The following is a 26,744-nucleotide window of genomic DNA, read 5'->3' as shown; positions in this document are numbered from 1 at the left end:
ACATCCACTTAGAAGGCGAATCAATGATTCTCAGACCGGATGGCAGCTATGCCGGAACCGTAACCACGACTATCGGATCTATCAGAGAGAATCATATCGATACCGTTATTGAGATGCTTACCAACTACAAAAAGAAAATAGCATCACCTCAAAGAGAACAAACTATTGGCAAAATAATCACGTTCGATTTTAGGAATAAGTTCAAAAAAGGAGGTCGTCTATGAGCCGTCGCCATCGCCGAGCTAAGCGTGCCCGTATGCAAGCCATATTGAACTTAGTATCCGTATATTATGTTTTCAACCAATTCAAATTCCAGGTGTTATGAATAGACATGAAGCCTTGCAATTATCCGGATTAATCCGTACCTTGTTACCCAATAATAATAAAGACTTAGATCCATGATAGCATTTATCATCATAGTAACCGGAATAATAGCCTTGACTCTAGCATTCACTGCAGGACGCAAGAAAAATATTACGGTATATAATCGGGACTATAATGGTCATAAAAGTGCCTCAGATGAATTACCTGAACGATATCGAATGAGTAAAGGGCTTTTCATAGCCCTGTTATTACTACTTCTAGTCTATTTACTAGCAAAGTAACTGTCCTTTATAGCCCGCCCACAGCGGGCTATTTTTGTCTCCATAACCAAAACATTGCAAAGTTATGGAACAATATTCTCATTATGAATATGGCGAGCTTCTAGCCAATAAGCTCAAACCGATTTCCCACACCCCGGAACATCCTCACTTCTTCACCGCCTTTGGGTTTGAAGATTTATTCGGATTTGAGGATAAGCTCTCAAATGTGACAGGAATGGTCCTTATCGCTGTTGATGGTATGGAATCCGAATCATCCGACAACAATGGAGATGGATTGACTGACCGTAATGAATATTCATTCATCGTCGCACGCAACACAAATTCGTCACGTCCGGAAACAATCAATCAAGCCGCATTAGACTGTAAAGTCATTGCCAAGCAAATCCGTAACCGCCTCTTTCACGATCCAACTCTGAAATACTCCATTAGCCGAACGACACGTATCAACGGAATAGGACCTATAGGTGACAACTTCTATGGAGTGGTACTTACCTTCTCCCTGCGGGAACCTGAAGATTTTTTTATCAACTCTGATTTTTGGGAGGACTAATCTATGGGATTCTATAAAAATTATCGGGATATGCGTTCCGATGTCAGACGTTATAATGCCGCTGTTCGCCGCGCCAACAATCTGGCAGGCAAAGGCTCGTCACAGCTCATACACATAGAAACCGTATCCGAAATAGAACGATATACGATGGCTAAAGACGCTGACCGGCTAGTCGCATTCAATAAAGACGTACAGAAATGGATGAACTCTGTCGCTGCCCAACTACGTGCATCAATTTCATCTCACAGCATGCGTGTGGCCACCGATTTGAGACCTAGAATGTATACTGACAAATATGGACTCATCAACAAACTCGGTTTTTCTTTTCCCCGTCATGGCATCTACATCCACAAAGGAGCCGGAAAAGGGTATGGAGGAACAACTGGATCCAAGTGGACGAAACTGAAACGAATCGGCGGGATCGAGGTAAGTACCGGGATTGTCCGGCATACCAATCCTGAATCATTGAATGGCAGCCAGGGTACAGGAAACCGCAAAGCATACGAATGGTTCGATCCCATTGTCCGTAATCGAATCCCCGAACTAGAAACAATCATTACCAACTATTTCGATTCAATGATCATTGATGCCACACGCATCTATATCAACAAATAATCTATGAGCAACGATCTTAACCGTAGTATTAAAATCTACATTGATGGCACGGAAGCCGCATTAGGAGTCAAGCAAGTCGAAACTGCTATCCAAAAATTGGAAAACAAGTTAGCCTCTCTCAATAAATCCGAAGCTAACTACAACACCCAATCAAGAAAACTTCAGCAGGAAATTAATAAGAAAACGACGACTCTTGAAAAGTACAAACAAAGTATCAGAGAAACAGAACGTATTCTGAGCAATCTTTCCGGAGCAACCTATAACGAACTGATCTCTGTACAGTCCAAGGTTCGTAAGCAGCTCCGGGATGCAATACCTGGTACACAACAGCACTCAGTAGCCTTAGAACAGAATCGACGGGTAACCGAAGCTCTCACTCGTGCTCAAGCAGCAATGCGCGTTGAAGTGGGATGCCAGGGAACCGTTTGGGGGCAGGCCGCTAACTTCGTCAATAAATATATGGCCCTTATCGGTGGAGTTGTCGCCTCTGTTACAGGATTATCTATGACTATACGACGTTCCGTTGATGACTATGCGCAAATCTCCGAGGCTATGGCTGGAGTAAAAAAATACACTGGGATGACAGATGAAGCGGTGAAGGATCTGAATGAAGATCTCAAAAAGATAGATACCCGGACTCCACGCGAACGATTGAACGAGCTGGCACAAGATGCAGGTCGCCTCGGTATACAAGGAAAGCAGGATATTCTTGACTTCGTAGATGCTGCCGATAAAATCAATGTTGCATTGGGTGAGGATCTAGGAGAAGATGCAGTTAAGAATATTGGTAAACTAGCACAAATGTTTGGTGAAGATAAAACACTAGGATTACGCGGTGCTATGCTCGCCACAGGGAGTGCCATCAATGAAGTAGCTCAGAATAGCAGTGCCGCAGAATCATATCTTGTAGACTTTACTGCACGTGTATCCGGAACTGGAAAACAAGCCGGAATTTCACAAACACAAATCATGGGATTCGCCTCTGTGCTTGATCAAGATATGCAGCAAGTAGAAATGGCTTCCACTGCTCTGCAGACTGTCATCATGAAAGTATACCAGGAACCAGCCAAATTCGCTAAAATGGCAGGGAAAGATGTTAAGGATTTTACAAAATTACTTAAGGAAGATGCCAATGAAGCCCTCCTACAGCTATTAGAAAACTTAGGAAGTAAAGGCGGTCTACAGCAACTAGCACCTTTATTTAAAGACATGAAACTTGATGGTGTACGCGCTGCCGGAGTCTTAAATACTTTAGCTGCCAATACCGCTAGCATCCGAGAAGAGCAAGAACGGGCTACTACCGCATATAAAGAAGGTACATCGGTTATCAACGAATTTAATGTGCAGAACAATACAGTACAAGCGCGTCTCGACAAAGCTAAAAATGGTTTTAAAGAAGTGTCTTATCAATTAGGAGAGAAGATGCTTCCCCTCATGTCTAATGCCATTACCGCTACCAGTTTTTTCGTACGGGCACTCAATTCTTTAATTGAATTCATTGCACGATATTCACATATATTGATACCATTAACAGCTACAATAGCAACCTATGTTCTCATCTGTAAAGCTCAGATCATAGAAGAAAAGCTCAAAGTGTTTTGGAATCAGAAAGTAATAGCTACACTCAAAGAAATGTATGCTGTCATGTTGCGCAACCCATACCTGGCAGTCGCGGCTGTCATTGTTACTCTTATTTCTGCATTAAGCAATATGAATAAGGAAATGACAGAATCGGAACGTATTGAGAAAAGCCTAACAGAGATTCGAAATAATTCAAAAAGCAACATACAGGACGAACGTAATGAGGTTGAGCATCTCTTATCTGTTGCACGTAACGAGAACTTGAGCAAAGCTGAACGAGAAGCAGCTATCCGCAGGCTAAACGAGATTTCTCCCGAATACCTTGGCAATTTATCTTTGGAAACTATAAATACGGAGCAGGCTACTGCTGCTGTAAATTCATACGTTGACAGTCTTCTTGTTCTAGAGGAAATAAAACAAACTCAAAAGAAAATTAGTGAACTGAGAGATAGAAAGGATGATCTCGGTAAAAACGGACCTGACAACGGCTTTTGGTCTGATGTAGAAGCAGGAGCTGCCAATATGCTAAATGGTTTCAAAACATCATTGGGACTTACCACTGACGCTTGGGCTGATAATGTACTCAATGAATATATAAACAAAGGAACAAATAAACTGCGTTCATTAGATCGAGAAATCCAAACATTAAACCAACATATAGAGGAATCCAGAGAAAAACTCATCAAGATCGAATCAGAGAAACCTCAGCCTGTAAAAAACAATTCTACCACAAAAGAGGACGATGATGATGAAAAAGCGCTTAAAAAACGACTCGAACGAGAAAAAATACTATATACCCAAAAACAAGCCTTCTTAAAAGCAATGTACCTAGAAGGAGGAGATGAAACCCTTCAGACAGAAAAGCAACTTAACAAAGAATTAGAATGTCTTCAAATGGAACACTTAGAGAATTCTTTGAAAATAGCCGGTACAAAATCTAAAGAAGGCATTGAGATCCAAAATCAGATCAATGATCTGAAGCTGAAGATGCAAAAAGAACATACCCAAGAGCTGATTGATCAAGAAAAAATAGACTATGAACGTCAGCAACAGGAATTAAAGGAGTTATATGCTTCCGGGAAGGATGAGAATCTTAATTCCGAGGCTGCATACAATGATGCGATGGAACAGCTCACCATCATGCATCTGGAACGTATGCTTTCTCTTGCAGGACTAAATGCAGAACAACGGAAGCAAGTAGAGAAGCAGCTGCTGGATTATAAGGTAAAATGCATACAAAAAGATCAAAAGGCCAATGAGCAAAATTCAAAAAACAAACTTAAAACAGACAAGCAGGAATTTGAAGAAAGACTCCGTATCTATCAACAATATGGAGAAGAATTTGGTAATGCTCTAGGGAACATCATTTCCGGGCAGGAAAATGCTATGCAAGGATTCGCAGATACGATGATTGACATTATGTTTGATGTTATAGCCCAAATCATTAATGCCGAACTTGTAAACCTAGGTATAATAGGAACTGCAGAAGCAGCAAAAGCAACAGCTAAAGAGATTGGTTCCAAGGGCTTTTGGGGAATAGCGAGTGGAGCTATACTTGCGGGTCTTATTACGGCAGGTATCGCCACAGCCAAATCTACACTGAAAGGCTTTATCGGAAAAAGAAGAGATAGTGGAAGTTCCTCCACAGAAAGTACTCCCCAGGCTGAATATAAAATAAACCAAAGAGCAGCCGGGAAGTATGACGTAATCGGAGCTGAAGACGGACGCAGCTATCACGATATCCCCTATATAGGGGAAGCCCCTACAGGCATCGTCAAACGTACTTCACTTATATCAGAAAACGGATCAGAGTTAATTATCAATTCTGAAGATCTGTCCCGGCTCCAAAAACATATCAACTATCCTGTAGTACTTCAAGCAATCAATGATGCAAGATCCGGAAGGGTGCCACAATATGCAGAAGGAAATTACGACTCCATCAGCCACTCTACAGACTCACCCACTCCGCCAAGTCCCAATAACAACCTTGAGGCCAAACTAGAGAAAGTAATGGATAAGATGGATCAAGTGATGGACAAACTAGGCAAGCCTTCGAAAAACTACGTTCTCTTATCCGATATCAATGATGCGGAAGAGATCAAACTAAAATCGGAAAAACCTTTCACAAGAGGAGATCAATAATATGGCACTAATCATCAAAACACCTAAAGGGATATACGATACTCCTACAGACTTCGAAATGGAAGTTGAAATCACCTCCCCTATTTATACAGATAAAGGGAGTCAGACCATAGCTGCTACGTTACCGGGAACGAAGCATAACCTTTCCATAGTTGATCATATCAATCGCTTAGATATAGCTAATGCACCGGCTAAAGACGTCCAGGCTGTTATTGCAGATGGAATATACCGTCGCATAGGCAAGCAGAATATAACATCAGCATCGGTAGAATCAGGGATTGTCAGCAACATCGGATTTGACGAAAGCCTAATGTATGAAGCCTGGAACAATATATCATTAAAAAAGTTACCCGGATTACCCATATATAAACCATCAGGTGGCATTACTGCTTTAACAGAACATCTTAATAATGTTATGAAATATAATCTTCCAGCCGACTATTATGTTTTCCCCATACAAGTAAAGAATGACTCAGCAGACGATGTCGCTTACCCGGAATTCATAAATCCGATTCAAAAAATAGGTAATGCGTATGAGCTGAAGAAAAATGCACGTACAGAGAAAATGGTTATATCAGGCAGTGTCGCAGATGTCAAGTTACCCGCAGGATATGGTATTTCTCCTTTTATCCGTGTTTCAAAAATCCTACAATTAATATTTTCAGCATATGGTTTTGAACTCATAGAGAATCCATTCGAGAGAGACTACCAGCTCAAAAAAATGGTAGTACTTAATAATGTAGCAGATGCCACAGTCGCAGGTCAAATAAACTATAAAGACCTAATGCCGGACTGCACGATTAACGATTTTCTAGAAGCAATATTCTGTCGAACTGGTGCCAGGATCTTCGTGAATGGGGATAATAGAACAGCAAGAATCAAATTACTGAAAGACACGTTCTCCAGCTCCCCATTTGCAGACTGGTCACAACTGAAAGCTGCAGATCCTGTACCCAATTACGAACAGCCCAAGCAAATAAGATTATCTGCCAGCACTTCATTTGACGAAGCTTATACGGATGCGGAATCTTTCGAAGAATTCCTTGATAAATATAAAGGAATCATCACAGAAGTAGAGAACACACCTCCTGAGTATGTTCCCGATAACACATATATTTGTTATCAGGCATCTACCGGACGATTCTACAAGCGTAACATAGCTTCCCAAAACGTTTCTCTCTTATCCAGTGACTTCTTTGCTTGGGATAAGAAAACGGCCAACGTTGAATACGAAGAAATATCCAGTTCAGATGAATGCCTACCAATGACGTTCTGTAACAATTTACTAGTTCCGCAATACATGGCCGGAACAGTGAATCTCAATACAACACTCCGGGGAGCTAAAGTCAATGAACAAAAAACAGATACTCCGCTTTGCTTCTGTTTTGCGATGGGAATGGCTACTGATGAAAAGAATGTTCCTTTAGGATATTACTATGGTAGTTCACTCTGCCGCACCCCTGCAGGTAATTATTTCCGTGATAACGACGGGAACACTTTCAAATATTCACTGGTCTTTCGTGGAGAGGACGGAGCTTTCAATCAATTCTTTAAAGAATGGGATGCCATCTTAAGACATGCAAACCATACTCTAAAAAGTAAAATCAATCTTGATCGGATAGCACTAACTCAGATAGATACCAGCCGGCCAATCTTATTGTCTGGTCAGAAACTGATGATTGAGAGTGCCAAGCACACAGTACCCTATCAAGTGAACAAACCTGCAGAAGTGAACCTTCGTACCACAAAACTTTTAAAACCATTTGATCTTGAGCAAGAACAAGGTATTGTAAAAATGATACCCCAAACGACTAAATGGGTAATTGTCTCCTACGCAGATAATGCCTTCGCCGCAACTGCAGCACAAGTAAAGAGTCAACTTGAAAAAAGATATGATCTCAGAGGATTTAATGTCTTAGACAGAAAGATACTAACCCAACCTTCCGGAGATGATTTCAGTTCGTATCTGCCTCCAACTAAAGAAGAAGTACTAGGAAAAAAGGAAATACTGGATACTTATGACGCTGAATTACAGTACTGGTTCTCGTTTTATGTGGATAATCCTGAAGGTGCAAATACTGATTCGATAGATTCAATCAGACTTCAATATGAAGCCGGGATCAAAGCAGTCACTATGTAATCTTGTCCTTTATACAGCAATTAAAAACAAACACATTTGCATATGGAAAAAAAGGAAACAATACAATCAGCTCCTGAAATAAAGAATGTCTCCGGAGTATTTCTGAAGTTTCAGTCTCTACCAGGCAATGGAGACAAAACAATGGAAGACTTTTATTCATTGATGTCATCTCCCTGCATTGAACGAACTTCTCTCCTGGCCGACCTGAATTTTGTAGTAGTGACCTCAGAGAACATTGTAAGAACACAGTTTGAATTATGAGTTTAACAGCAGCAATTTCACCCCGCACGATGGCTTTATCAGGGAATCCGGTAAAGTTGGAAATCACTTCTTCATCCCCTGTCAATTACGTTATCCGAAATCAAAGTAATGTCATTTTCGAAGGATCCGGAGAAACTGGAAATTTCTTTGTTTTTATCGATGAGATCTTATCAGCTATTTTATCTCCAACCCACTATACGGGTGAAGAAACCGATATCATCCTATCAACATCGAGCAATCTCAAAGAATACACAATCGAAGTCAATAATCAGACAGGTGACCGACAAACCTTGCAACATAAAGTATTACTCGGTGGGATCAGCAAAAGAGCTATGAGGCATCTGAATCAGACAGGCAGCAACATTTTTACTATGAAGCTATTGAATGCTGCCGGTAACTTCTTTATGTCTACACGGACAGAACAAAGGGTCCTGTCTATCCGCGAAACAGAAATACGGCCATTATTATTCATTGCTCCAGTAACGACTTTTACGGTTAAAGTAGCAGAAGGTATTTCTACTGTTATTTCGGGTCTGACAGTCGGGGCCTGTTATGCTCTTAACCTTGAAGCCTTAAGAAAATATTTTTTCAGCAAGAATAATATGCTTGCCAGTCAATTTGAAATCATCACAGTAGAAGGCAAGGCAGTCACCATCGTCATTTCTCCTGCTAACATAGAGAAGGAACGATACTATATCGAATTTTTAAACAGTTATGGAGCGTATGAATGCATAGAAGTTACCGGGAAGCCCACTCTAGATCAAGACAAAGGAGAAGATGAAGTGTATGGGAAATATGATGAAGAAGTAAATGACTATACTGAAAGCAGGGAGAGAGTAAACACTGTAGACAATCTGCATGTACAGACTGGTTTCAAGACAGAAAAGGAACTGATGTTTATTCTTGATATGCTCTCTAGTGATGAGATCTATCTTATAGGATACGGAAACAGAGGAATCAAAGTCAATGCTTCTGCTGATAGTTTAGCAATAGCAAAGAATATGAATACGCCTCAAAGTCTACCCATTACACTTAGATTCTGCGATTCGGAGAAACATTTTACTCAGGAATTAAATAGCAATGATTTCAATAATCCGAGAATTCATACAGATGTTTTCAGTAAACAATTCAATTAAGGATGAGTACAACACAAGATATTGTAGACTCTCTGATTGATCACATAGACAAGGCCATCACCAAAGGCAGTGTAACCAACCAGCAACTAGCCGGTGTCTTGGACTTTTTGAACGAAAGGTACAAGACACTGGCTAAAGCCGGTGGAAGCTTGTCCAAAGATATTCGCGTCACCTCGCCCAAGACAGGGAATATAAACCCTGGGGACATACTCAAGGAAGGAACAACATACGAAAGTATCTTCAGGACGATGCTCACCAGTGTAGAGTCTGCATCTTTAACAGGTAAACTTTCAACGTCCAACGACGTTGAGTTTGGGACAGCCAAAGGACAGCTAACCTACACAGCCAACAGACACGGTAACGGCCCCATGAGTAAAGCCTTTTATGATTATATCGAAGAGAATAAACTAGAGTTTTCTGCAGAAGTTAATGGGGAACAGAAGGCAATAAGGCAATTGACAGGCTACTATACAATGGAGGAGACTTACGCTGCAACCGTCGTCTACGACGCTAGCCCTGATGGAGTATTACCGCAAATTACATTAAATAATAAGATCAGTGTGAACGTTCGACGTAAATGGTTTGCCGGTGTATGCAATACTGTGCCTCAAACATCAGATGCAGTACGGGCACTCAGTTCAAACGGACTGTATACCGGTCCCGGTACCTATAAATTTCCGATTGGTACATGGTCTATGTTTGCAGTATGTATCCCTGCAGACATGCTCACCGAGCTTACCCTAACCAGTTATCCTGGCAACTTCATCGAAAATGGAACTGAAGGTCCGATTAAAATTATGGTAGAAGGGGCCAACGGTAGTAAAGCTATTGAATATAAAATGTGGATTGCAGAAGCTACAATGCCTAACGATCCGGATACATTCACTTTTAAAACAGTCTGAGTATGGAAGACCAAGTTGAAATTGTAGAATATCTATCTGAAATAAAAAACGTATCACCACGTTCTAGCCTTGTCATCGCAGGAGCTAGTTTCTATCTTCAATACAAGCGCACCAGGAGTCTCCCTATCGACTCTACATCGACCTGGAACTCTTTAGAAAAAGCAACTCGATATGCGCAAAATATCGACACTGTAGCTTATGCCCCTTATGACGGACAAATGATTACTGTAAAAGAGAATGGGAAAACAAATGTTTATATCCTTGTTCTTGACGAATCACTTCCATTGGCAGACAAGCGCGTACACTGCAAACTTGAGCCTGTCGCATCTCAATCATTCGGTGATGATCGTTATGCACGTAAAGACATCAAAGATACTTTCAAGAAAGGCTTTACTTCCAAAGAGGGCTGCGACATCGAAGGTGGGCTAAATGTCGGTAAAATGACCCGGCTGTCCGGTGGTGTCGTCGTGATGGCCGACACCGATTATGGAGTTACTGAATCAGAAAAAGAAAATCCCGAAAATAGTAATGTTATGGCAATAGGATTAACAGAAGTTCCTAAAAACAGCGGATTCGGTTCTACCTCACTAGGTGAGATGGACAACACAGATGAATCATTCGATCTAGTTCCGGACGGCAACTACATGATGCAGAAACGAGCAGGTGTATTCTATCCCGTGAAAGCAGCCGCAGGTGGCGGAGGAACAAAGCTCACGCTTGCCTTTGTCACTCCGTCAAATGCAACGGCCGTTCATGGTAAGGAGACACTGATAAAATACACATACTCATCTACCTTGTCCGGAGAGGAAACGGGCGAAGGTATCGCAACCTATACTTTGAACAATAAGCAGGTAGCCTCCGAAACAATCAATCAAGGCGAAGTCTCATTCAATATAGGCAAATACCTGATACTCGGTGATAACGTCCTCGTTGTACAAGTTACCGACAGTTACGGAGCTACCCGCAAGCTGACATTCAAGATCAACGCGGTAAGCATTGCCGTAACGTCTACATTCGATGATTCAAAAGCCTATGTGGGAGCGATCTCATTCCCATATACCCCGCTTGGTGCCGTAGAGAAAACCATTCACTTTGTCGTTGATGGTAAAGAAACGGGTACCTACACCACATCTGTATCTAATCGTCAGCAGACATATTCAATCCCGGCACAGGCGCATGGTGCACATACGCTCGACGTTTATGCGACGGCAACGATCAACGATACCGAAGTAGAAAGCGATCGTCTACGCTATGATATTATCAGCATTGTATCCGGAAACAACACACCGGTTATTGCGTCATCCTTCAGGACTGCCGAAGTCGAACAATTCAGCACACTCCTGATTCCCTACATCGTTTATAATCCTGCTACAACGACAAGTGATATCACCCTGTCAGCTAATGGAATCGAAATTAGTGATCAAACGATCGACCGCACGCGACAAACATGGAGTTACCGGGCAGAAACTCCCGGAGAACTGGAACTGAAAATAGCATGCGGATCTGTGACCAAAACATTCAACCTGACGGTTACGGAATCAGAGATCGATGTTCGTCCGGAGGAAGCGGATCTCGTTCTCTTCCTCACTTCCGTAAACCGCAGCAACAACGAAGAAGGGAAAAACATCTGGAACTACGGAGAGATCTTCGCTGTACTTACCGCATTCAACTACGCAACGAACGGATGGATCAAGACAGTTGACGGATTCGTAGCTCTTCGCGTTAATGGCGATGCACGTGTAACCATCCCCTACAACTCCTTTGCCAACGACTTCCGTTCTACCGGCAAAACAATCGAATTCGAATTTGAAACCAGAGACGTTACCGACTATGATTCAGTCATCCTCAGCTGCATGAATGCCGGCATCGGACTTGAAGTGACTGCACAGAAAGCTATATTCAGATCAGAACAGACCTCTATCGAAACACAATTCAAAGAGGATGAACGTGTCCGGATTTCCTTCGTGATCGAAAAGAAAGCGGAGAACCGGCTGATCTTCGTCTACATCAACGGTGAGATCTGCGGACTGATCCAGTATCCGGAACAAGACAACTTTACTCAGCCCAATCCGGCCGGGATCTCGATCGGCAGCAGTGACTGTACCGCAGATATCTTTAATATCCGTGTCTATGACAATGCCTTAAACCGCTATCAGCTTCTCGACAATTACATTGCCGATATGGACAATCTTGAACTGAAGCGCAAGCTATATGCCCGGAACAGCATTTATGACGACTATGGGAATCTCAGCTATGAGAAGCTGGCGAATCAGAATATCTCATTCACCATCGTCGGTGAGCTTCCGACTTTCAAAGGAGACAAGAAGACTGTCACCCTTGTCTATGAGGACAGGGAATATCCTGAACGCAGCTGGGTAGCAACCGGAGTAGAGATCGACGTACAGGGAACTTCATCACAGTGGTATCCTCGAAAGAACTTCAAGACAAAATGCAAGCAGGGATTCACCATGACCGCTACCGGTGAACATGCCGATAAAGTTGCCATCTTCGAAGAAGAAATACCTGTAAACGTATTCTGCTTCAAAGCGGACTTCGCCGAATCTAGCGGTGTACACAATACCGGTATGGCCCGTTTGATCGACTATATTCTTCGTGGCATGGGATTCCTTACTGAAGCACAGAAGGCAGATCCCCGCGTCCGGACGACAGTCAACGGTCGCCCGTCGGTGATGTGGCATCAAACATCAGAAGATGATGAGAGAACATCATTGGGCAAATACAACTTCAATAACGATAAGTCAACGAATGAAACATTCGGATTCAAGGCCGGCTGTGAAAGTTGGGAGATCCTGAACAATACTTCCGACCGTGTACTCTTCAAACGTTCGGACTATATCACCGTCGACTCGGAAGGTAATATAGAATGGCTGAAAGACTTCGAAGCTCGTTATCCGGACGAAAACGAAGACTACACGAATCTAAAGCGCCTGACTGACTGGCTTGTCTCCGTAAAGGATAACCCGACGAAGTTCCGGGCCGAAGCTGATCAGTACCTGGACATGAATTTCATGTTATCGTACTACACGATAACGGAACTCTTTGCGATGGTCGACCAGCGTGCTAAGAATATGTTCCTGACTACCTTCGACGGAATTCACTGGATCTGCATCTTCTATGATAATGATACTGTGTGCGGACTGAACAACGAGGGCGTAGCAGCATTTGACTATACGGTTGAGTACCACGATCAGATCGGTAACAAGGATGTATGGAACGGTGCAGAGTCAACTCTCTGGAACAACATCGAGCAGGCATATTCTAAAGAGATCGCAGCCATGTACGCTGAAATGCGGTCAAAGAAGCTGCTCACTTATGAAGAATGTATCCGCTTCTTCGATACCGAACAGGGAGATGCCTGGTGTGAAGCAGTATACAATGAGGACAGCTGGTACAAGTATGTCCGTCCATTACTCGATGAAGGGAATGGATCATACCTGTATGCTGCCCAGGGAAGCCGCAAGATGCACCGTCGCTGGTGGCTGTACAACCGATTCAAATACATGGACTCTAAATACATTGCCGGAGACTATAAGAATGACTTCGCAACTCTGCGTCTGTACACCCCTTCAGAGTGGGAAGGAGTAGAACCTAATGCGGATATGACCATCACGTCGTATGCCGGGCAGTATGTCAACGTCCAGTACGGATCATATACAGCCGGCATTCGGTCACAGAAAAATGTACCGGTACATATTAAAGCTCCTGCCATTCAGTTCAACGATACTGAAACGATCATTTTTGGCGCCGGTCAGATCAGCAGCCTGGGGGATATATCCTCTTTGTATCCCGGTTCGGTTGACGTATCGAAGATGACCAAACTGGTGGAGCTGATTATCGGATCCGGAGCGGAAGGCTATCGAAACACGAATATGGAAGTGCTCTCAGTTGGTGCAAACAACCTGCTCCGCAAGTTGGATATCCGTAACTGTCCGAACCTGAAACAAGCAATAGACCTTGCATTATGTTCCAACATTCGCGAGATATGGGCGGAAGGAACCGGAACATCCGCTGTAGTATTGCCTGAAGGCGGTAACTTGACGTTGCTTCACCTGCCGGATACCATTACAAATTTAACGGTCCGAAATCAAACGGAACTGACTGATGCGGGATTAATCCTTGATGGGGTACGGAATCTTTCGACAATCAGATGGGAGAACACCAACAAGGCTAATGTCTTATCCATAATTGACAGATGTTTTGCGCTTGATACTATGAAGTTAGAGCGTGTACGCTTGATCGGTGTAGACTGGACATTATCTACCCTTGATCCTATCATAAAACTAATCAGTTTGAAAGGACTGGACGAAAACGGCAACAATGTAGACAAGGCGATCATCACCGGTAAATGTTATGTCTCTGTAGCTACCGATTCTCAAATCAACAAACTGAAGGCAGCATTTCCCGAATTAGCTATCACATATGGTCAATTGAAACCTGCTCCTGTGACGACTTTCACCTTCAGTTCTTCTCAGCGTAAGTCTCTTGCTAATTCAGCCTTCGAATGCGCCTACGAAGTTGAGAAAGTAAACGAATATACCTACAAGGTAACTTCTGAAGACAACATAACGATTGATTTTACGTTCAAATGTGAAAATCACGAAGATTTTAAGGGTTCATACCTTGTAGCAGGTACACGTTCTCAGAGTTATACTGTGACATATATTCCATTACGAAAGATTCGTGTAGGAGTTTATAACCAATCGGTATATGTCCAAGGTGCTACTGTCACAATTGGAGACCGATCATACATTTCTGATGCTGACGGATATGTTACTTTACCGCGTGGAGGTGCGGCTATATCCGGAACCGTGTCTGCATACGGATATGCAAGCAATACCTTCTCATATGGTTCCATAACATCTGATACTACAAACACTGTGTATGTATATGGCGTCGTGGATGTTAAGTTTATCGTAGAATACAATTCATCGCTCATTGAAGGTGCTACCGTAAAATGTAATGGAGTGACAGGAACGACTAACCAGTACGGTGAATGCACTTTATCATTGGGAAAAGGAACCTATGAATATTCTGTTACCCATGACACATATTATGAAAAGACAGGTAATATAACTGTTGGGACGTCTGCAACATCCTTAACTGTATATGTAGAACCAAACACGGTCGAAGTAAAGTTCATAGTAAAAGACGGCACTGTACTTCTATCCGGAGCTACTATTCAATGTGATGGGAAAACAGGGATTACTGATGCCTCCGGAGAAACGACATTGGTAATAGGTAGCAAAAAAACTCATGAATACACCGTATCTAAAAATGGATATTTCAGCGTAACAGATAACGTTACTGTTAGTTTAACCGCCATTACAGTCAACGCTGCCATGAGGCTTGATATTGAATCTTTCAAACCGATAGAGAATGGAAATATTCAGATGCTTGTTACTGGAGAGAACATTTCTCTCTATGTCACCTCAGACGCCACTGATTATATCATATCATGGGGAGACGGAACAGAAGATCATGCAGTCGGGCCAGGGAAGCTGACTTATGATCACACGTATGATAACTCAGATTTCCATCAGGTAGAAATCAAAAACTGTAGTGATGTGACCTATGCGATTACAAAAAGAAGTTTATCTCTTGTTGCATATTGGGATCTCGGAAATAGTAATGTAAATAACTTGAATTTCTCAGGTTTCTCAATGTTGAAGTATGTAGGACTTGTGTTGAAAAACGATACAGAGAGACAGTCTTTTTCCTATTGTTTCAATAATACAAGTTTAACATCTATTCCGCAAGGGTTGCTTGACAATTGCGTAGCTGCGACAAGTCTTTCAGGTATATTTAGGAATACCCTAATCTCATCAATTCCTGTAGGCTTATTTGACCATTGCACGAATGCCAGCACATTCAAATCAGCTTTTGAGGGAACATTAATATCTTCAATTCCTGATGATTTATTTAGATACAATGTAGGCGCCTCTGATTTCAACTTATGTTTCGCTAATACAAAAATCACTTCCGTTCCCGAACGATTATTCTACTATTGTACGAATGCATATTATTTTGGAGGAGCCGATAGTTGGAGTAATCCAGAAGGTTGTTTCTCACGTTCTTTATTGGAATCGGTCCCAGCAAATCTATTTATTAATAATAAGAAAGCGTTTGACTTTAGAGGATGTTTTCAATATTCAAAAATAAAGGTTTTACCTGCCGGTTTGCTTGATAATTGCCCTGTAACAAAGATGGAGCATTTCTGTTACACCTGTGATGAATTGAAACATGTGATACTTCCAGCTACAGTTCCGAATTTAGGAAATTATTCATTTGCCTATTGTCGTCAAATGAAATATTTCATTTCGACAGTAGAGACTCCCCCAATTATTGGCGCAAGAACATTCGCTTCGTCTTATATCTCTGTAAGGTTCCAAATATACGTTCCCAATGATTCTGTAGAAGCATATAAAACAGCAACTAATTGGACTGAATTAGCCGACAGCATCAAGCCTATGAGTCAATTTGCAATCGATTTCCCTAATGAAGAGGTATAATATGAAAATAGACGAATTAAATAATAACCATATCACTGCGGAAGAAGGCAAAGTATTCCGCAGAATTTCCGACAGCCAGCTGTTCGGGAATGAAATCTATCTCGGATACACCTACTACTTGTCAGGTGAGAAACTAGAAGAACCGCTTTTGGAACTCCCTGAACACTATGAAGAGATAGATGATCCTGCTGACCAAGAGACCGTTCTTATCGACGAAGATACACCGCTAGAGGATGAGGTAACTGATATTGAAGAAACAGAAACCATAGAGGATGAACCAAAAACTGATGTCGAACAAAAAAAGAGAATCACCGTAGCTGACTACCATAAACTAGAAAAGCAGGTGGCAATGCTTATACGAATAATGGGAGGAATAGAATAATGGCAGGACTAATCAATACCGGTATTTGGGGATTTATCTCCTCCGCTAAAGCAACAGGTAAGAAGATACTGAACGCTGCCGGTGAAGAAGTAGATGAATGGGTAAGTACATTCGTATCAGGCGTATCAGGCTGGTTGATTGACAAGCTCGGCAATGCTGAGTTTAAATCTGTCTTTGTACGTGAGAAGTTTATCACAAATGAATTTGTATACAACCGCATCCGGGTAACAGAGGATGAAGAAATAGTCACAAGCAGTATCAAGATCGCATCTTACTTCGATAACGGAGACGGGACATTCACTGTCTATCCGGATTTGAGAGAAGCGGACAATAACCCGCTTGCCGACAGTGACCTGTTGATAGGGTATTATCATAATCCCGGCAACACCGGCACAATTTACTCCGTTCAACAGTTTACCGCCATCTCTGATCCGGGCAGCGATCAGTCTATTCTCCTTGAAGCTGAAGGTGACAGTATCCCTTACCAGCACATGATCATTGCAAGAGTAGGAAACATAGTTGATGCAGAACGTCAATCATTCATCCGTATTTCATCAAGGACAAACTGCCAGTATTTTTATGACGGTATCGACAGCTGGGCGGCTTATTCCGATCCGGAACATGTAAGATGTACGCTTGGCCATGCAGATATCGGTCTGATTCCTGCCTGGGCAAAGGAAGCTGTAGGAAGCGTTAAGAGATGGTTTGGTTTGATCGCCGATGGAGTGATCATTCGTGGTACATTCATCCTGCACAATGACAAGACAATCGAAGACGAGTTGAACGGTCGTGAGATTCAGATACGCGGCGACTTCGAAATCAGGGAGGATGGGATCACCGGCAAATGGCAAGAAGTCATCAAGTACGCGAAGGAAGCTTCTGATTCTGCTAGCTCTGCTGCCGGATCAGCTACCACCGCAGGTGAACATGTGACCAAAATCGAAGAACTTTCTTCTGAATTTAATGTCAATTACGAAAAGTTGTCTGCTGACTTTACCCATAAAGTCGAGACTGAAACGACGAATGCTCTGGGTGCTATCACTACAGCAACAGAAGAAGCAACCGGTACACTTCAGCTCACTGCAAGGGACTTTGTACTTGCATTCACTAATCTCGTAAATACTAAAACAGAAGAGGCAACCGGAGCGATATCCGAAGCGAAGAAATCCGCAGAATCATCCCTAAAAATGACTGCCGAACAGCTTGATCTTCAATTCAAGAAAACAGTAGAAGAAAAAACAGAAGAAGCGACCGGAGCGATCACTGATAAAAAAGAATCTGCTGAATCAGACATTCAGGCTTCAGCGGAAGAACTAACAGCTACTTTCAATAAGAATGCAGAGGAAAAGGTAAAGGAAGCCGACGGAGCTATCACGACATCTAAGAATGCCGCTAAATCAGAAGTAGAACTCACCGCTAAGAACTTGACCGCAACCTTCGAAGAGAATGTTCAGAAGAAAACGATATCAGCAAAAGGTGAGATTGACGTGACAACAGAAAGCTGCAAATCTGAGCTTAACTTGACTGCTGAAAGGTTGACTACCAAGTTCGAGGAAGCCGTTGCTGATGCCGAGGGAGATATCATTAAAGAAATCGGTACCCAGGTCACCCAAAACGCAAAAGAGTGGAAGGTTGAGGTTATGGGTACCGACAAGGACGGTAATCCCAACACGATACTTGCTGCTATCAATGCCGATGAATCAGGAATCAAGATCGAAGGAGAACGAGTCCAGATTAGCGGCCAACTTTTAGTTGAAGCCATTATGACCACCGGTATAAACATAGACAACAAATTCATTGTATCGGTAGAGAATGGGAAAGCAAAAGTTACAGTAAACGGTGAAATTAATGCCACAAGCGGAACATTCTCCGGATTCTTGAAAATACCATTTAAAACTTTTAAAGAAGGAGCTATCCCAAATGCTGCTACCGGAGAATATACCGTATCTGACTATTTCAATCTCGAAGCAAAAGGGGAAGATACAGCTACTCGTCTAACTCTCAATTTACCTACTGATGAAAAGTATATTGGTACGGTCCTTACCGTCTATGATAATCCTGTAAAAACAAGAATAGCCCCTATCGTCGAGATTATAGGAAGGATGTATCACCCTTTAAATGTCGATGTTTACGGACTAAAATTAGTAACAAAAATAGAAACAGGTAAAGGAGGAGTAATACAGTTTATCGGAGTTAGTCGCTACGATGGATGCGTATGGTATGTTATTACTGACAGTCTGGGAGAAAGTACCAGGACATAAATAATACATTATTAATCACTAAAAACAAAACTTATGAAAAAGGTATTTTATGAATCATGGATCGCAAAGTATCTGCTTGGATGCACTTCTATTAAAAGAAAAACCGCCTGCTCATCACGAGTTAGCGGCTGACAAACACAAACAAAACAAACATTAAGGGAAATATTCCCTTACAGAATTGGTGCAAAGGTAATATTAATAATTAAAAGAAAAAATCAAATGAACAACATCGACTCAATTATCATTCATTGTTCTGCCACTAAAGCTGGGCAAGATTTTAAAGCAAAAGACATCGATCGTATGCATCGTGCACGTGGATTCAGCCAAATCGGATATCATTTTGTGGTAGATTTAGACGGTACCATTGAAGAAGGTAGATCTCTCCAAATCGAGGGAGCACACTGCAACACAAAAGGATCATCCGGTTTATCATACAATAAACACAGCATTGGAATTTGTTATATCGGAGGTCTTGATATGACTGGGCAAGCAGCCGATACTCGTACCGATGCTCAAAAACAATCCATGCGTGATCTCGTAATGAGACTCAAACAGGAATATCCCATTGTTGAAGTTCTCGGCCATCGAGACACATCTCCGGATCTGAATGATAACGGGATTGTAGAGTCGAGCGAATGGATCAAAATGTGTCCCTGTTTTGATGCAGCTCAGGAATTTGGATATTGTCCGACAGTATTGATTCGCCCATAAATGGTGCAGACGCACTATTTTCGTACCAAATTGTACAAAAATAGTGCGCCTGCTATTATCTAGAGATCAATGAAATAACTCCATTCCGTACGAAAGTACAATTTAAAAGGCAAAACTGTTGAAGCACTGTACTCCTTCTTGTTTACTCTCATTCAACACATGAGCATATACTAATGTCTCCTTCAGATCCGAATGCCCAAGGATCTCCTTCAGAGAAGCGATATCCTTTGTCTTACGCAAAAAGATGGTTGCAAAGGTATGCCTGCCGACTTTATGTGTTATATGCTTTTCTATCCCGGCAATAGCAGCTATCTCTTTCAAATACCTGTTCATCGTCTGATCAGCACACAGCTTCTCAAAAACAGGTCCCTTCTTCCTAGTACCAACAATGTTTCTTAATAACTGCCGAAGCGGATCTGAGATTGGTACCTGGATTGGCATTGGCTTCCTCTTCTTCAGTTTCATACGAAAATAAGTGAAAGTTGTCTCTGAGAACTGTTCTAAAGCCAACCCTTTTGCATCCCCTATATGCAATGAGCTGAAGCATAAGAATAAAAATAACTCAAGAGTTTTGTGATATCTGTATTCCAGCTCTCCGGAAGTATACAGTTCCATCAACTTCTGCAGTTCATATTCATACAAGTACTCTCCTGAAGGAAGCCCCTTCTTGATTGACCATTTTTTGAAAGGATTTTCATCCATGTAGCCTGCGTTGAAAGCAGCCAAGACATATTTCTTGATTGTGGCCATATTCTTGTTAGCTGTATTTTGGTTATTCTCCAGCTTATGCATTAAATGGAAGAAATACTCGTCAAGCCACTCACTTGTTATATCATCAAAATAAAGGTTAGGATTATACTCCTTCAATTTCTTTATTACTGATAAATTAGTCTTGTAGGTAGAATCTTCAAGTTTTAGAGACTCCTTCTTCTGATAGTCCGTCACAAAGTCAAAGAAAGTGTTATAATCAGTCGGGCGATGATATGCTTTAAGAAAAGAGTCCCTGGTAAGTTTCCTGTCACGGAGGCGATACTTTACAAAAACATTGTTTACTCTGGCTAGAATAGTTTCTATAATCAAGTTCTTATCTTTTGCCAACTTGTCTCCTGCCCCAACACATTTCTTCTTATCGTTCCAGTCTTTGATGTCAACTGAAACTTTCGTAGAAAAGTTCACCTTTTCACGATTAACATAAAAGGATAACCACACGACTCCATTATCCGGGTCGCTCCCATAGGTTCTTAGATATATTTTAATGGTTACCATGATCTACAATGGTTCCGTTTGCAGGTGAGAATTGATCTCCGGTCTACACCTGCACAGTTTGTCACACAAATGAAGAGGTAGCTAATTAACTGAATATCAATAAATAGCAAATGCCGGACACATTGCTGTATCCGGCATTTTGACCACTTCGAGGTTCCTGGCGGATTCGAACCGCCGTACACGGTTTTGCAGACCGCTGACTAAGCCACTCATCCAAGGAACCATTTTTTCTCGTTTGCGGTTGCAAAGGTAGTACAAATTTTGAAACTACCAACTATCCGCAGCAATTTTTCTTTGTACTTTTTTTCTTTACACCGCACTCTTGACGTTTCTTCTCCATCATATCCTTTAAATCACAGCCACTTACGCAGCTATCACAAGGATTCTCACTTTCTCGCGTACGACGAAAAAAAAGATAAATTCCATATATTACACGGGCAATGCAGAGTACAATCAGTACTCCGACTACCCATTCCTGCCAATTATTCATACAAACATTCCTCCAATCTGATAAACTGAAAATGCCACCAGCCAGGCCAGCCCTGTGGTATAGCAAGCTGCAAAGAGCGCCCACTTCCAACTGCCGGACTCTTGCTTAATAGCCGCCAATGCCGCAATACAAGGGAAGTAAATCAGCACAAACAGCATATAACAGAACGCCACTAAAGGAGTTATCGGAATCCGTTCCGCCAGGCTAGCCTCATCGGCCTCCGGATCATCCACATACAAAACACCCAGCGTACTAACGACCAGCTCTTTTGCCCCTACTCCGGAAATCAAACCGATACCCAACTTCCAGTCAAAGCCCATCGGCTTTATCACCGGCTCTATAGCCCGTCCTAACTGACCGATATAAGAATTTTCCTGTTGTTCAGCTACTGTCTCATACGCCTCATGGTTCGGATAATATCCGAGGAACCAGATGATAATAGAAGCAATCATAATAATCCCTCCCATTTTTTTCAGATACTGCGCTCCCTTCTCCCATGTATGACGGAATATGGATTTTGCCGTCGGCATTCGATAAGGAGGAAGCTCCATCACAAAAGGAGTATCATCACCCTTTACCAAAAACTTGCTGAACAGACGCGCCAACAGCACAGCCAGAAAAATTCCGATCGCATAAATACTTAACAACACCAAACTCGCATTGTTCGGGAAAAAAGCCCCTACCAACAAAAGATAAATGGGCAGACGCGCGCTACAAGACATCAACGGGTTAATCAACATCGTAATCAAACGGCTTTTCCGGTTCTCAATAGTACGGGAAGCCATGATAGCAGGCACATTACAACCGAATCCCATAATCAACGGAATAAACGATTTTCCATGCAAGCCCATCTTATGCATAATTTTATCCATTATAAACGCTGCACGGGCCATATAACCGGAGTCTTCCATCAGCGAAATACAGAAATACAGAATCAGAATATTGGGCAGAAAGACGATAACACCACCTACACCGCCTACGATACCGTCAACCAGCATATCCTTCAACGGCCCCTCCGACATGTTATTGCGAATCAAGTCACCGATTTGCCCCACCAGCCATTCAATTCCCATCATCGGATATTCTCCGAGAACAAACGTTCCCTCAAACATCAAGTACATGAAAAGGAAAAAGATAGGATACCCCCAGATACGATGAGTAACGATAGCATCCAGCACCTTCGTCGTCTGCGCCTGCTCCAGATGATTGTCAGTAAATGTCTCTTTCAGCGCACCACTGATAAAACCGTATTTGGCATCCGTTATGGCGGATTCGCAATCCTCGTTCATCGTTTCCTGAACGCGCTTGGCCATCTTGTCGCGAATACGGAAAATCTCTCCCGCATTGGGCAGCGTCCGTACAAAGCTCTCTATATCGGGATCGTTTTCCAGCAACTTGATAGACAGAAAGCGGGTAGAATATTTATGGCGGATAAATTCATTCTTGGATACTTCCTCTTTTACAGCGTCAATCGCTTTTTCCAGATCGGGACCATGATTGATATGGATATGACGGAATACACGCCCTTTCCTTTTATGTTCGCGCACGTAATCCTCCAGATGTTCTTCCTCATGGTTCTTCCGGTCTTCCAGAGAATCATGCCATTCGGTCAAGTCTTTCAGAACTTCCGGATTCATATTTCCCTGCTTGTCAAAGAAATCGACCCCTTCATAAAGGTTGATTACTACATGAAACAAGGTATCCAGTCCACGATTCTTCTTGCTGACAGTAGGCACCATCGGCACCCCGAACAATTTACTCAACAAATGATAATCCAATGTATTACCGCTGGATTCCAGCTCATCGTAAATATTCAAAGCCACTACCATGCGGACATTCATGTCAATCAGTTGGGTAGTCAGATACAGATTTCGTTCCAGATTTGAAGAATCGACTACATTGATGATTACGTCCGGTGTTTCATCAACAATGTGACGGCGGACATAAATTTCTTCCGGTGTATAAGCTGACAGTGAATACGTTCCCGGCAAATCGACAATACGGAAATGATAACCTTCGAAATCGAAATACCCTTCTTTGGCATCTACGGTCACACCGCTATAGTTTCCTACATGCTCATGAGCACCGGAAGCCAGATTGAAAAGAGAAGTCTTGCCTGAGTTCGGATTCCCGACCAGAGCAACGTTGATAGTACGGCGCTTACCTAACGCCAACCGTTTCATATCTTCTTCTTTTACAGAAACATCTTCGGGCAAACCTTCGTGATATACAGCTTTTTCGGCTTGTTTTTTTGCTTCTTCCTCGCTGACTACTTCAATCATTTCCGCTTCCTGACGACGAAGAGATATTTCATAACCTAAGACTTTATATTTAATCGGGTCTTTCAGTGGAGCATTCAACAACACTTCAACAGTTTTACCTTTGATAAAACCCATCTCCACAATACGTTTACGAAAGCCTCCGTGTCCCAAGACCTTAACGATGACACCTTTTTCACCTGTTCCTAATTCGGATAAACGCATAACTATCTAAATTTTCGGCAAAGATAATTCATAACTTCCGAGCACGCAAATTATTTAGAATGTTTTTAAATAGCAGGATTTTCGTATACTGACGGTATCTAAATAACCCCATCAAAAGTCCAAGCCACAACAGGTAACTAATTCCCTGCCTACATCTATTGAATTTACATGCAACAATTAGTTCGTGCCACTATAGTGGTACGCAAGAAGTACTATAGTTCCCCTTACGTCCTACTATAGTGGCACGAAAGAGGAACTATAGTAGGACGAATTAGAAATCGCTAAAGAAAAAAATAATTTATGGGAGTTTTTTCCTTAGTCAGTCCGATAAAAACAATTAGCATTCACTTGAGATACCTCAATAAACTATTATCTTTGCAGATATGATACAACAACGGGTTATACGATATATAGAGAAAGAGCATTTATTCTCGCCGAACGATAAACTTCTGATTGCCCTGAGTGGCGGAGCCGACTCGGTGGCCTTGCTACGTGTACTCCACACAGCAGGTTATCAATGCGAAGCTGCCCACTGCAATTTCCATTTACGCGGTGAAGAATCAAACCGTGACGAACGGTTTGTCCGGCAACTTTGCCAAAAATACGGCATCCGCCTGCATACCATCGACTTCAACACGACTCAGTACGCAACAGAAAAACGGATCTCGATAGAAATGGCAGCCAGGGAACTCCGCTATAACTGGTTCGAAAAGATAAAAGAAGAGTGCGGAGCCCATGTAATCGCCGTAGCTCACCACCAGGACGACAGTGTAGAAACGATGCTGCTCAACCTCATTCGGGGTACAGGCATTACCGGTTTATTAGGAATCCGCCCCCGAAACGGAGCAATCGTACGTCCGTTGCTCTGCATCAACCGGGAAGAAATCATCCGCTACCTGCAACAGATCGGACAAGACTTCGTAACAGACAGCACCAATCTGGAAGACGAATATACCCGCAATAAAATCCGCCTCAACCTGCTCCCACTGATGCAGGAAATAAATCCGTCGGTCAAAAACAGTCTGATAGAAACAAGCAATCACCTGAATGATGTAGCTACTATATATAATAAGGTAATAGACGAAGCCAAAACACGGATTATCACTCCGGAAGGTATCCGAATCGATGCTCTACTGGACGAACCCGCTCCCGATGCTTTCTTGTTTGAAACATTGCATCCACTGGGATTCAATTCGGCACAAATCAAAGATATAGCCAATTCGCTTCACGGACAATCAGGGAAACAATTCGTCAGCAAAGAATGGCGAGTCATTAAAGACCGGAATTTGCTGCTACTGGAAACCATCCAGCCGGAAGACGGCCCTGCCCTTCCCTATCAATTAATAAAAGAGGAAAGAGAATTCACACCCGATTTCCGGATTCCACGGGAAAAAGAAACCGCCTGTTTCGATGCAGACAAATTAAATGAGGAAATTCACTGCCGCAAATGGCAAGCGGGAGATACATTCATCCCCTTCGGCATGACGGGCAAGAAAAAAATAAGCGATTATCTGACCGACCGCAAATTCTCCATCAGCCAAAAAGAACGCCAATGGGTTCTCTGCTGCGGTGAACGCATTGCATGGCTGATAGGCGAACGGACAGATAACCGCTTCCGGATAGACGAAACGACTAAACGAGTGATTATCTACAAGATAGTCTGAGGCAATTTCTGTTTCTTGAAACACTCGGACAGCAAAGAAGCGAAAGGAGTATCATATTTCCTTGCCTTGTTTGCACATGCTTTCACACAGGCGCAGCATTTGATGCATTTTTCAGCATTCGTGTTCAGTTCATCCCCTTTGGTGATCGCTCCTGCCGGACAACGAGCCGCACAGATACCACAATGAGTACACAAGCTCTCATCTTCTATCCAAGGGGTACGGGGAAGCGGAGTACCACTTTTGCGCAGCTTGATTACCTTCCTCAAAAAGCGGAATAAGGGGAAAAACGGCTGACTGGGGCGTTTAATGGCACGCACATCCACCTGGTAAAGAGTATCGGGTCCATCAGCTGCCTGAATTTTCTCCATTATCTTCTTTCCGAAATCTTCCGCATAATCCAAATCAGATTCATTCGGACGACCGTCTGCGATGGGACATTTATCGGTGCTATATGAATGTTCACCTATGAAGGTTGCTCCGGCAATCACCTTCAATCCGTGAGGGATGGCAAAAGCGTCCAGTTCCATCAACGCCTTCTCGTAGGCACGGTTTCCGTAAACCACGACCAATACGGCAGGAGTATCCAGACCGCGAATACTTTCCAGACGTTCCATAGCCAAAGGAGCCACATGACCTCCATATACAGGCACTACGATAACAGCTAATGCAGACGTAGGAATAACAGTTTCCTCGACAGTCTGCAATGTGAGATTCATCGAAACGACATTTTTTATACCGGTTCCGTGAACAATTGCTTCGGCTACTTGTTTTGATGTGTGTGTAGGCGAAAAATAAATTAAACGAGCTTCATTTACTGTCATACTATTTTCTTTTATACAGCAAAGATACGTTTTTACGCTGAAAAAAGTGTTTGATTGTTCATGAAACCAAAAATATTTATTATCTTTGCCCCGTTGAAACATTCTACGATTCAACACATACATCCCTAATTCATAATTAAAAACAAAACATATGCTCGCATATCTGCGGTTATTACGCTGTAGTAATGCTGTCCATATTTCATC

General features: G+C 42.4%; 17 protein-coding genes and 1 tRNA gene. 13 read left to right on the top strand and 5 right to left on the bottom strand.

All coding sequences use genetic code 11. The features are described from left to right. The first annotated feature begins 23 nt into the window (after positions 1–23). The 12 genes from DW640_RS13250 to DW640_RS13190 all read left to right on the top strand — a co-directional run bounded on the left by DW640_RS13250 (position 24) and on the right by DW640_RS13190 (position 19,816). Positions 24–224, top strand: coding sequence for a hypothetical protein (locus tag DW640_RS13250; protein WP_147326382.1), 201 nt, complete (start codon positions 24–26; stop codon positions 222–224). A gap of 445 nt (positions 225–669) precedes the next feature. Continuing rightward, positions 670–1,155, top strand: coding sequence for a hypothetical protein (locus DW640_RS13240; protein ID WP_117578374.1), 486 nt, complete (start codon positions 670–672; stop codon positions 1,153–1,155). A 3-nt stretch (positions 1,156–1,158) separates the two neighbouring features. After that, on the top strand, positions 1,159–1,770 hold the full coding sequence (locus DW640_RS13235; protein WP_117578372.1) for a hypothetical protein: 612 nt from the start codon (positions 1,159–1,161) through the stop codon (positions 1,768–1,770). A 3-nt stretch (positions 1,771–1,773) separates the two neighbouring features. After that, positions 1,774–5,493, top strand: a complete 3,720-nt coding sequence (locus DW640_RS13230; protein ID WP_117578370.1) for a phage tail tape measure protein — start codon at positions 1,774–1,776, stop codon at positions 5,491–5,493. A 1-nt stretch (position 5,494) separates the two neighbouring features. After that, on the top strand, positions 5,495–7,633 hold the full coding sequence (locus tag DW640_RS13225; RefSeq protein ID WP_117578368.1) for a hypothetical protein: 2,139 nt from the start codon (positions 5,495–5,497) through the stop codon (positions 7,631–7,633). Positions 7,634–7,675: 42 nt separating this feature from the next. Continuing rightward, positions 7,676–7,894, top strand: coding sequence for a hypothetical protein (locus DW640_RS13220; RefSeq protein ID WP_117578366.1), 219 nt, complete (start codon positions 7,676–7,678; stop codon positions 7,892–7,894). Continuing rightward, the gene (locus tag DW640_RS13215) at positions 7,891–9,030 is read left to right on the top strand and encodes a hypothetical protein (RefSeq protein WP_117578364.1); all 1,140 of its coding nucleotides are present in this window, start codon (positions 7,891–7,893) and stop codon (positions 9,028–9,030) included. The genes DW640_RS13220 and DW640_RS13215 overlap by 4 nt, the downstream gene beginning before the upstream one ends. A gap of 2 nt (positions 9,031–9,032) precedes the next feature. Further along, a complete protein-coding gene (locus DW640_RS13210) occupies positions 9,033–9,932 on the top strand; it encodes a hypothetical protein (protein WP_117578362.1) in 900 nt (299 codons plus the stop codon). Positions 9,933–9,934: 2 nt separating this feature from the next. After that, positions 9,935–16,462 (top strand): CotH kinase family protein, encoded by a 6,528-nt coding sequence (locus DW640_RS13205; protein WP_117578360.1) that lies wholly within the window; start codon positions 9,935–9,937, stop codon positions 16,460–16,462. 1 nt (position 16,463) lies between these two features. Next, on the top strand, positions 16,464–16,844 hold the full coding sequence (locus tag DW640_RS13200) for a hypothetical protein (protein WP_117578358.1): 381 nt from the start codon (positions 16,464–16,466) through the stop codon (positions 16,842–16,844). After that, positions 16,844–19,105, top strand: a complete 2,262-nt coding sequence (locus tag DW640_RS13195; RefSeq protein ID WP_117578356.1) for a hypothetical protein — start codon at positions 16,844–16,846, stop codon at positions 19,103–19,105. Before DW640_RS13200 ends, DW640_RS13195 begins: the two co-directional genes overlap by 1 nt. Positions 19,106–19,324: 219 nt before the next feature. Beyond that, complete coding sequence (locus tag DW640_RS13190) at positions 19,325–19,816, top strand: N-acetylmuramoyl-L-alanine amidase (RefSeq protein WP_117578354.1); 492 nt, start codon at positions 19,325–19,327, stop codon at positions 19,814–19,816. Positions 19,817–19,918: 102 nt separating this feature from the next. Here DW640_RS13190 and DW640_RS13185 read toward each other — a convergent pair whose 3' ends face one another. From DW640_RS13185 to feoB, 4 genes are all read right to left on the bottom strand, one after another. After that, on the bottom strand, positions 19,919–21,082 hold the full coding sequence (locus DW640_RS13185) for a site-specific integrase (RefSeq protein ID WP_117578352.1): 1,164 nt from the start codon (positions 21,080–21,082) through the stop codon (positions 19,919–19,921). 151 nt (positions 21,083–21,233) lie between these two features. Beyond that, positions 21,234–21,305, bottom strand: a tRNA-Cys gene (locus DW640_RS13180). Positions 21,306–21,356: 51 nt separating this feature from the next. Then, positions 21,357–21,572: a hypothetical protein gene (locus DW640_RS13175; RefSeq protein ID WP_008762135.1), complete on the bottom strand. Its 216-nt coding sequence runs from the start codon at positions 21,570–21,572 to the stop codon at positions 21,357–21,359. Then, complete coding sequence (feoB, locus tag DW640_RS13170; RefSeq protein ID WP_008767925.1) at positions 21,569–24,055, bottom strand: ferrous iron transport protein B; 2,487 nt, start codon at positions 24,053–24,055, stop codon at positions 21,569–21,571. The genes DW640_RS13175 and feoB overlap by 4 nt, the downstream gene beginning before the upstream one ends. 383 nt (positions 24,056–24,438) lie before the next feature. Here feoB and tilS point away from each other — a divergent pair, with 383 nt between their 5' ends. Then, complete coding sequence (gene tilS / locus DW640_RS13165) at positions 24,439–25,719, top strand: tRNA lysidine(34) synthetase TilS (protein WP_022470848.1); 1,281 nt, start codon at positions 24,439–24,441, stop codon at positions 25,717–25,719. Here tilS and DW640_RS13160 read toward each other — a convergent pair. Continuing rightward, positions 25,704–26,540, bottom strand: coding sequence for a 4Fe-4S binding protein (locus DW640_RS13160; protein ID WP_032841465.1), 837 nt, complete (start codon positions 26,538–26,540; stop codon positions 25,704–25,706). The two genes, tilS and DW640_RS13160, sit on opposite strands and share 16 nt — an antisense overlap. Positions 26,541–26,744 lie beyond the last annotated feature (204 nt).

It is taken from the genome of Bacteroides sp. AM23-12 (assembly GCF_003434395.1).
Lineage (GTDB): Bacteria > Bacteroidota > Bacteroidia > Bacteroidales > Bacteroidaceae > Bacteroides > Bacteroides thetaiotaomicron.
Note: the sequence above shows the minus strand (reverse complement) of the source record. Positions and strands in the feature narration are given on the sequence as shown.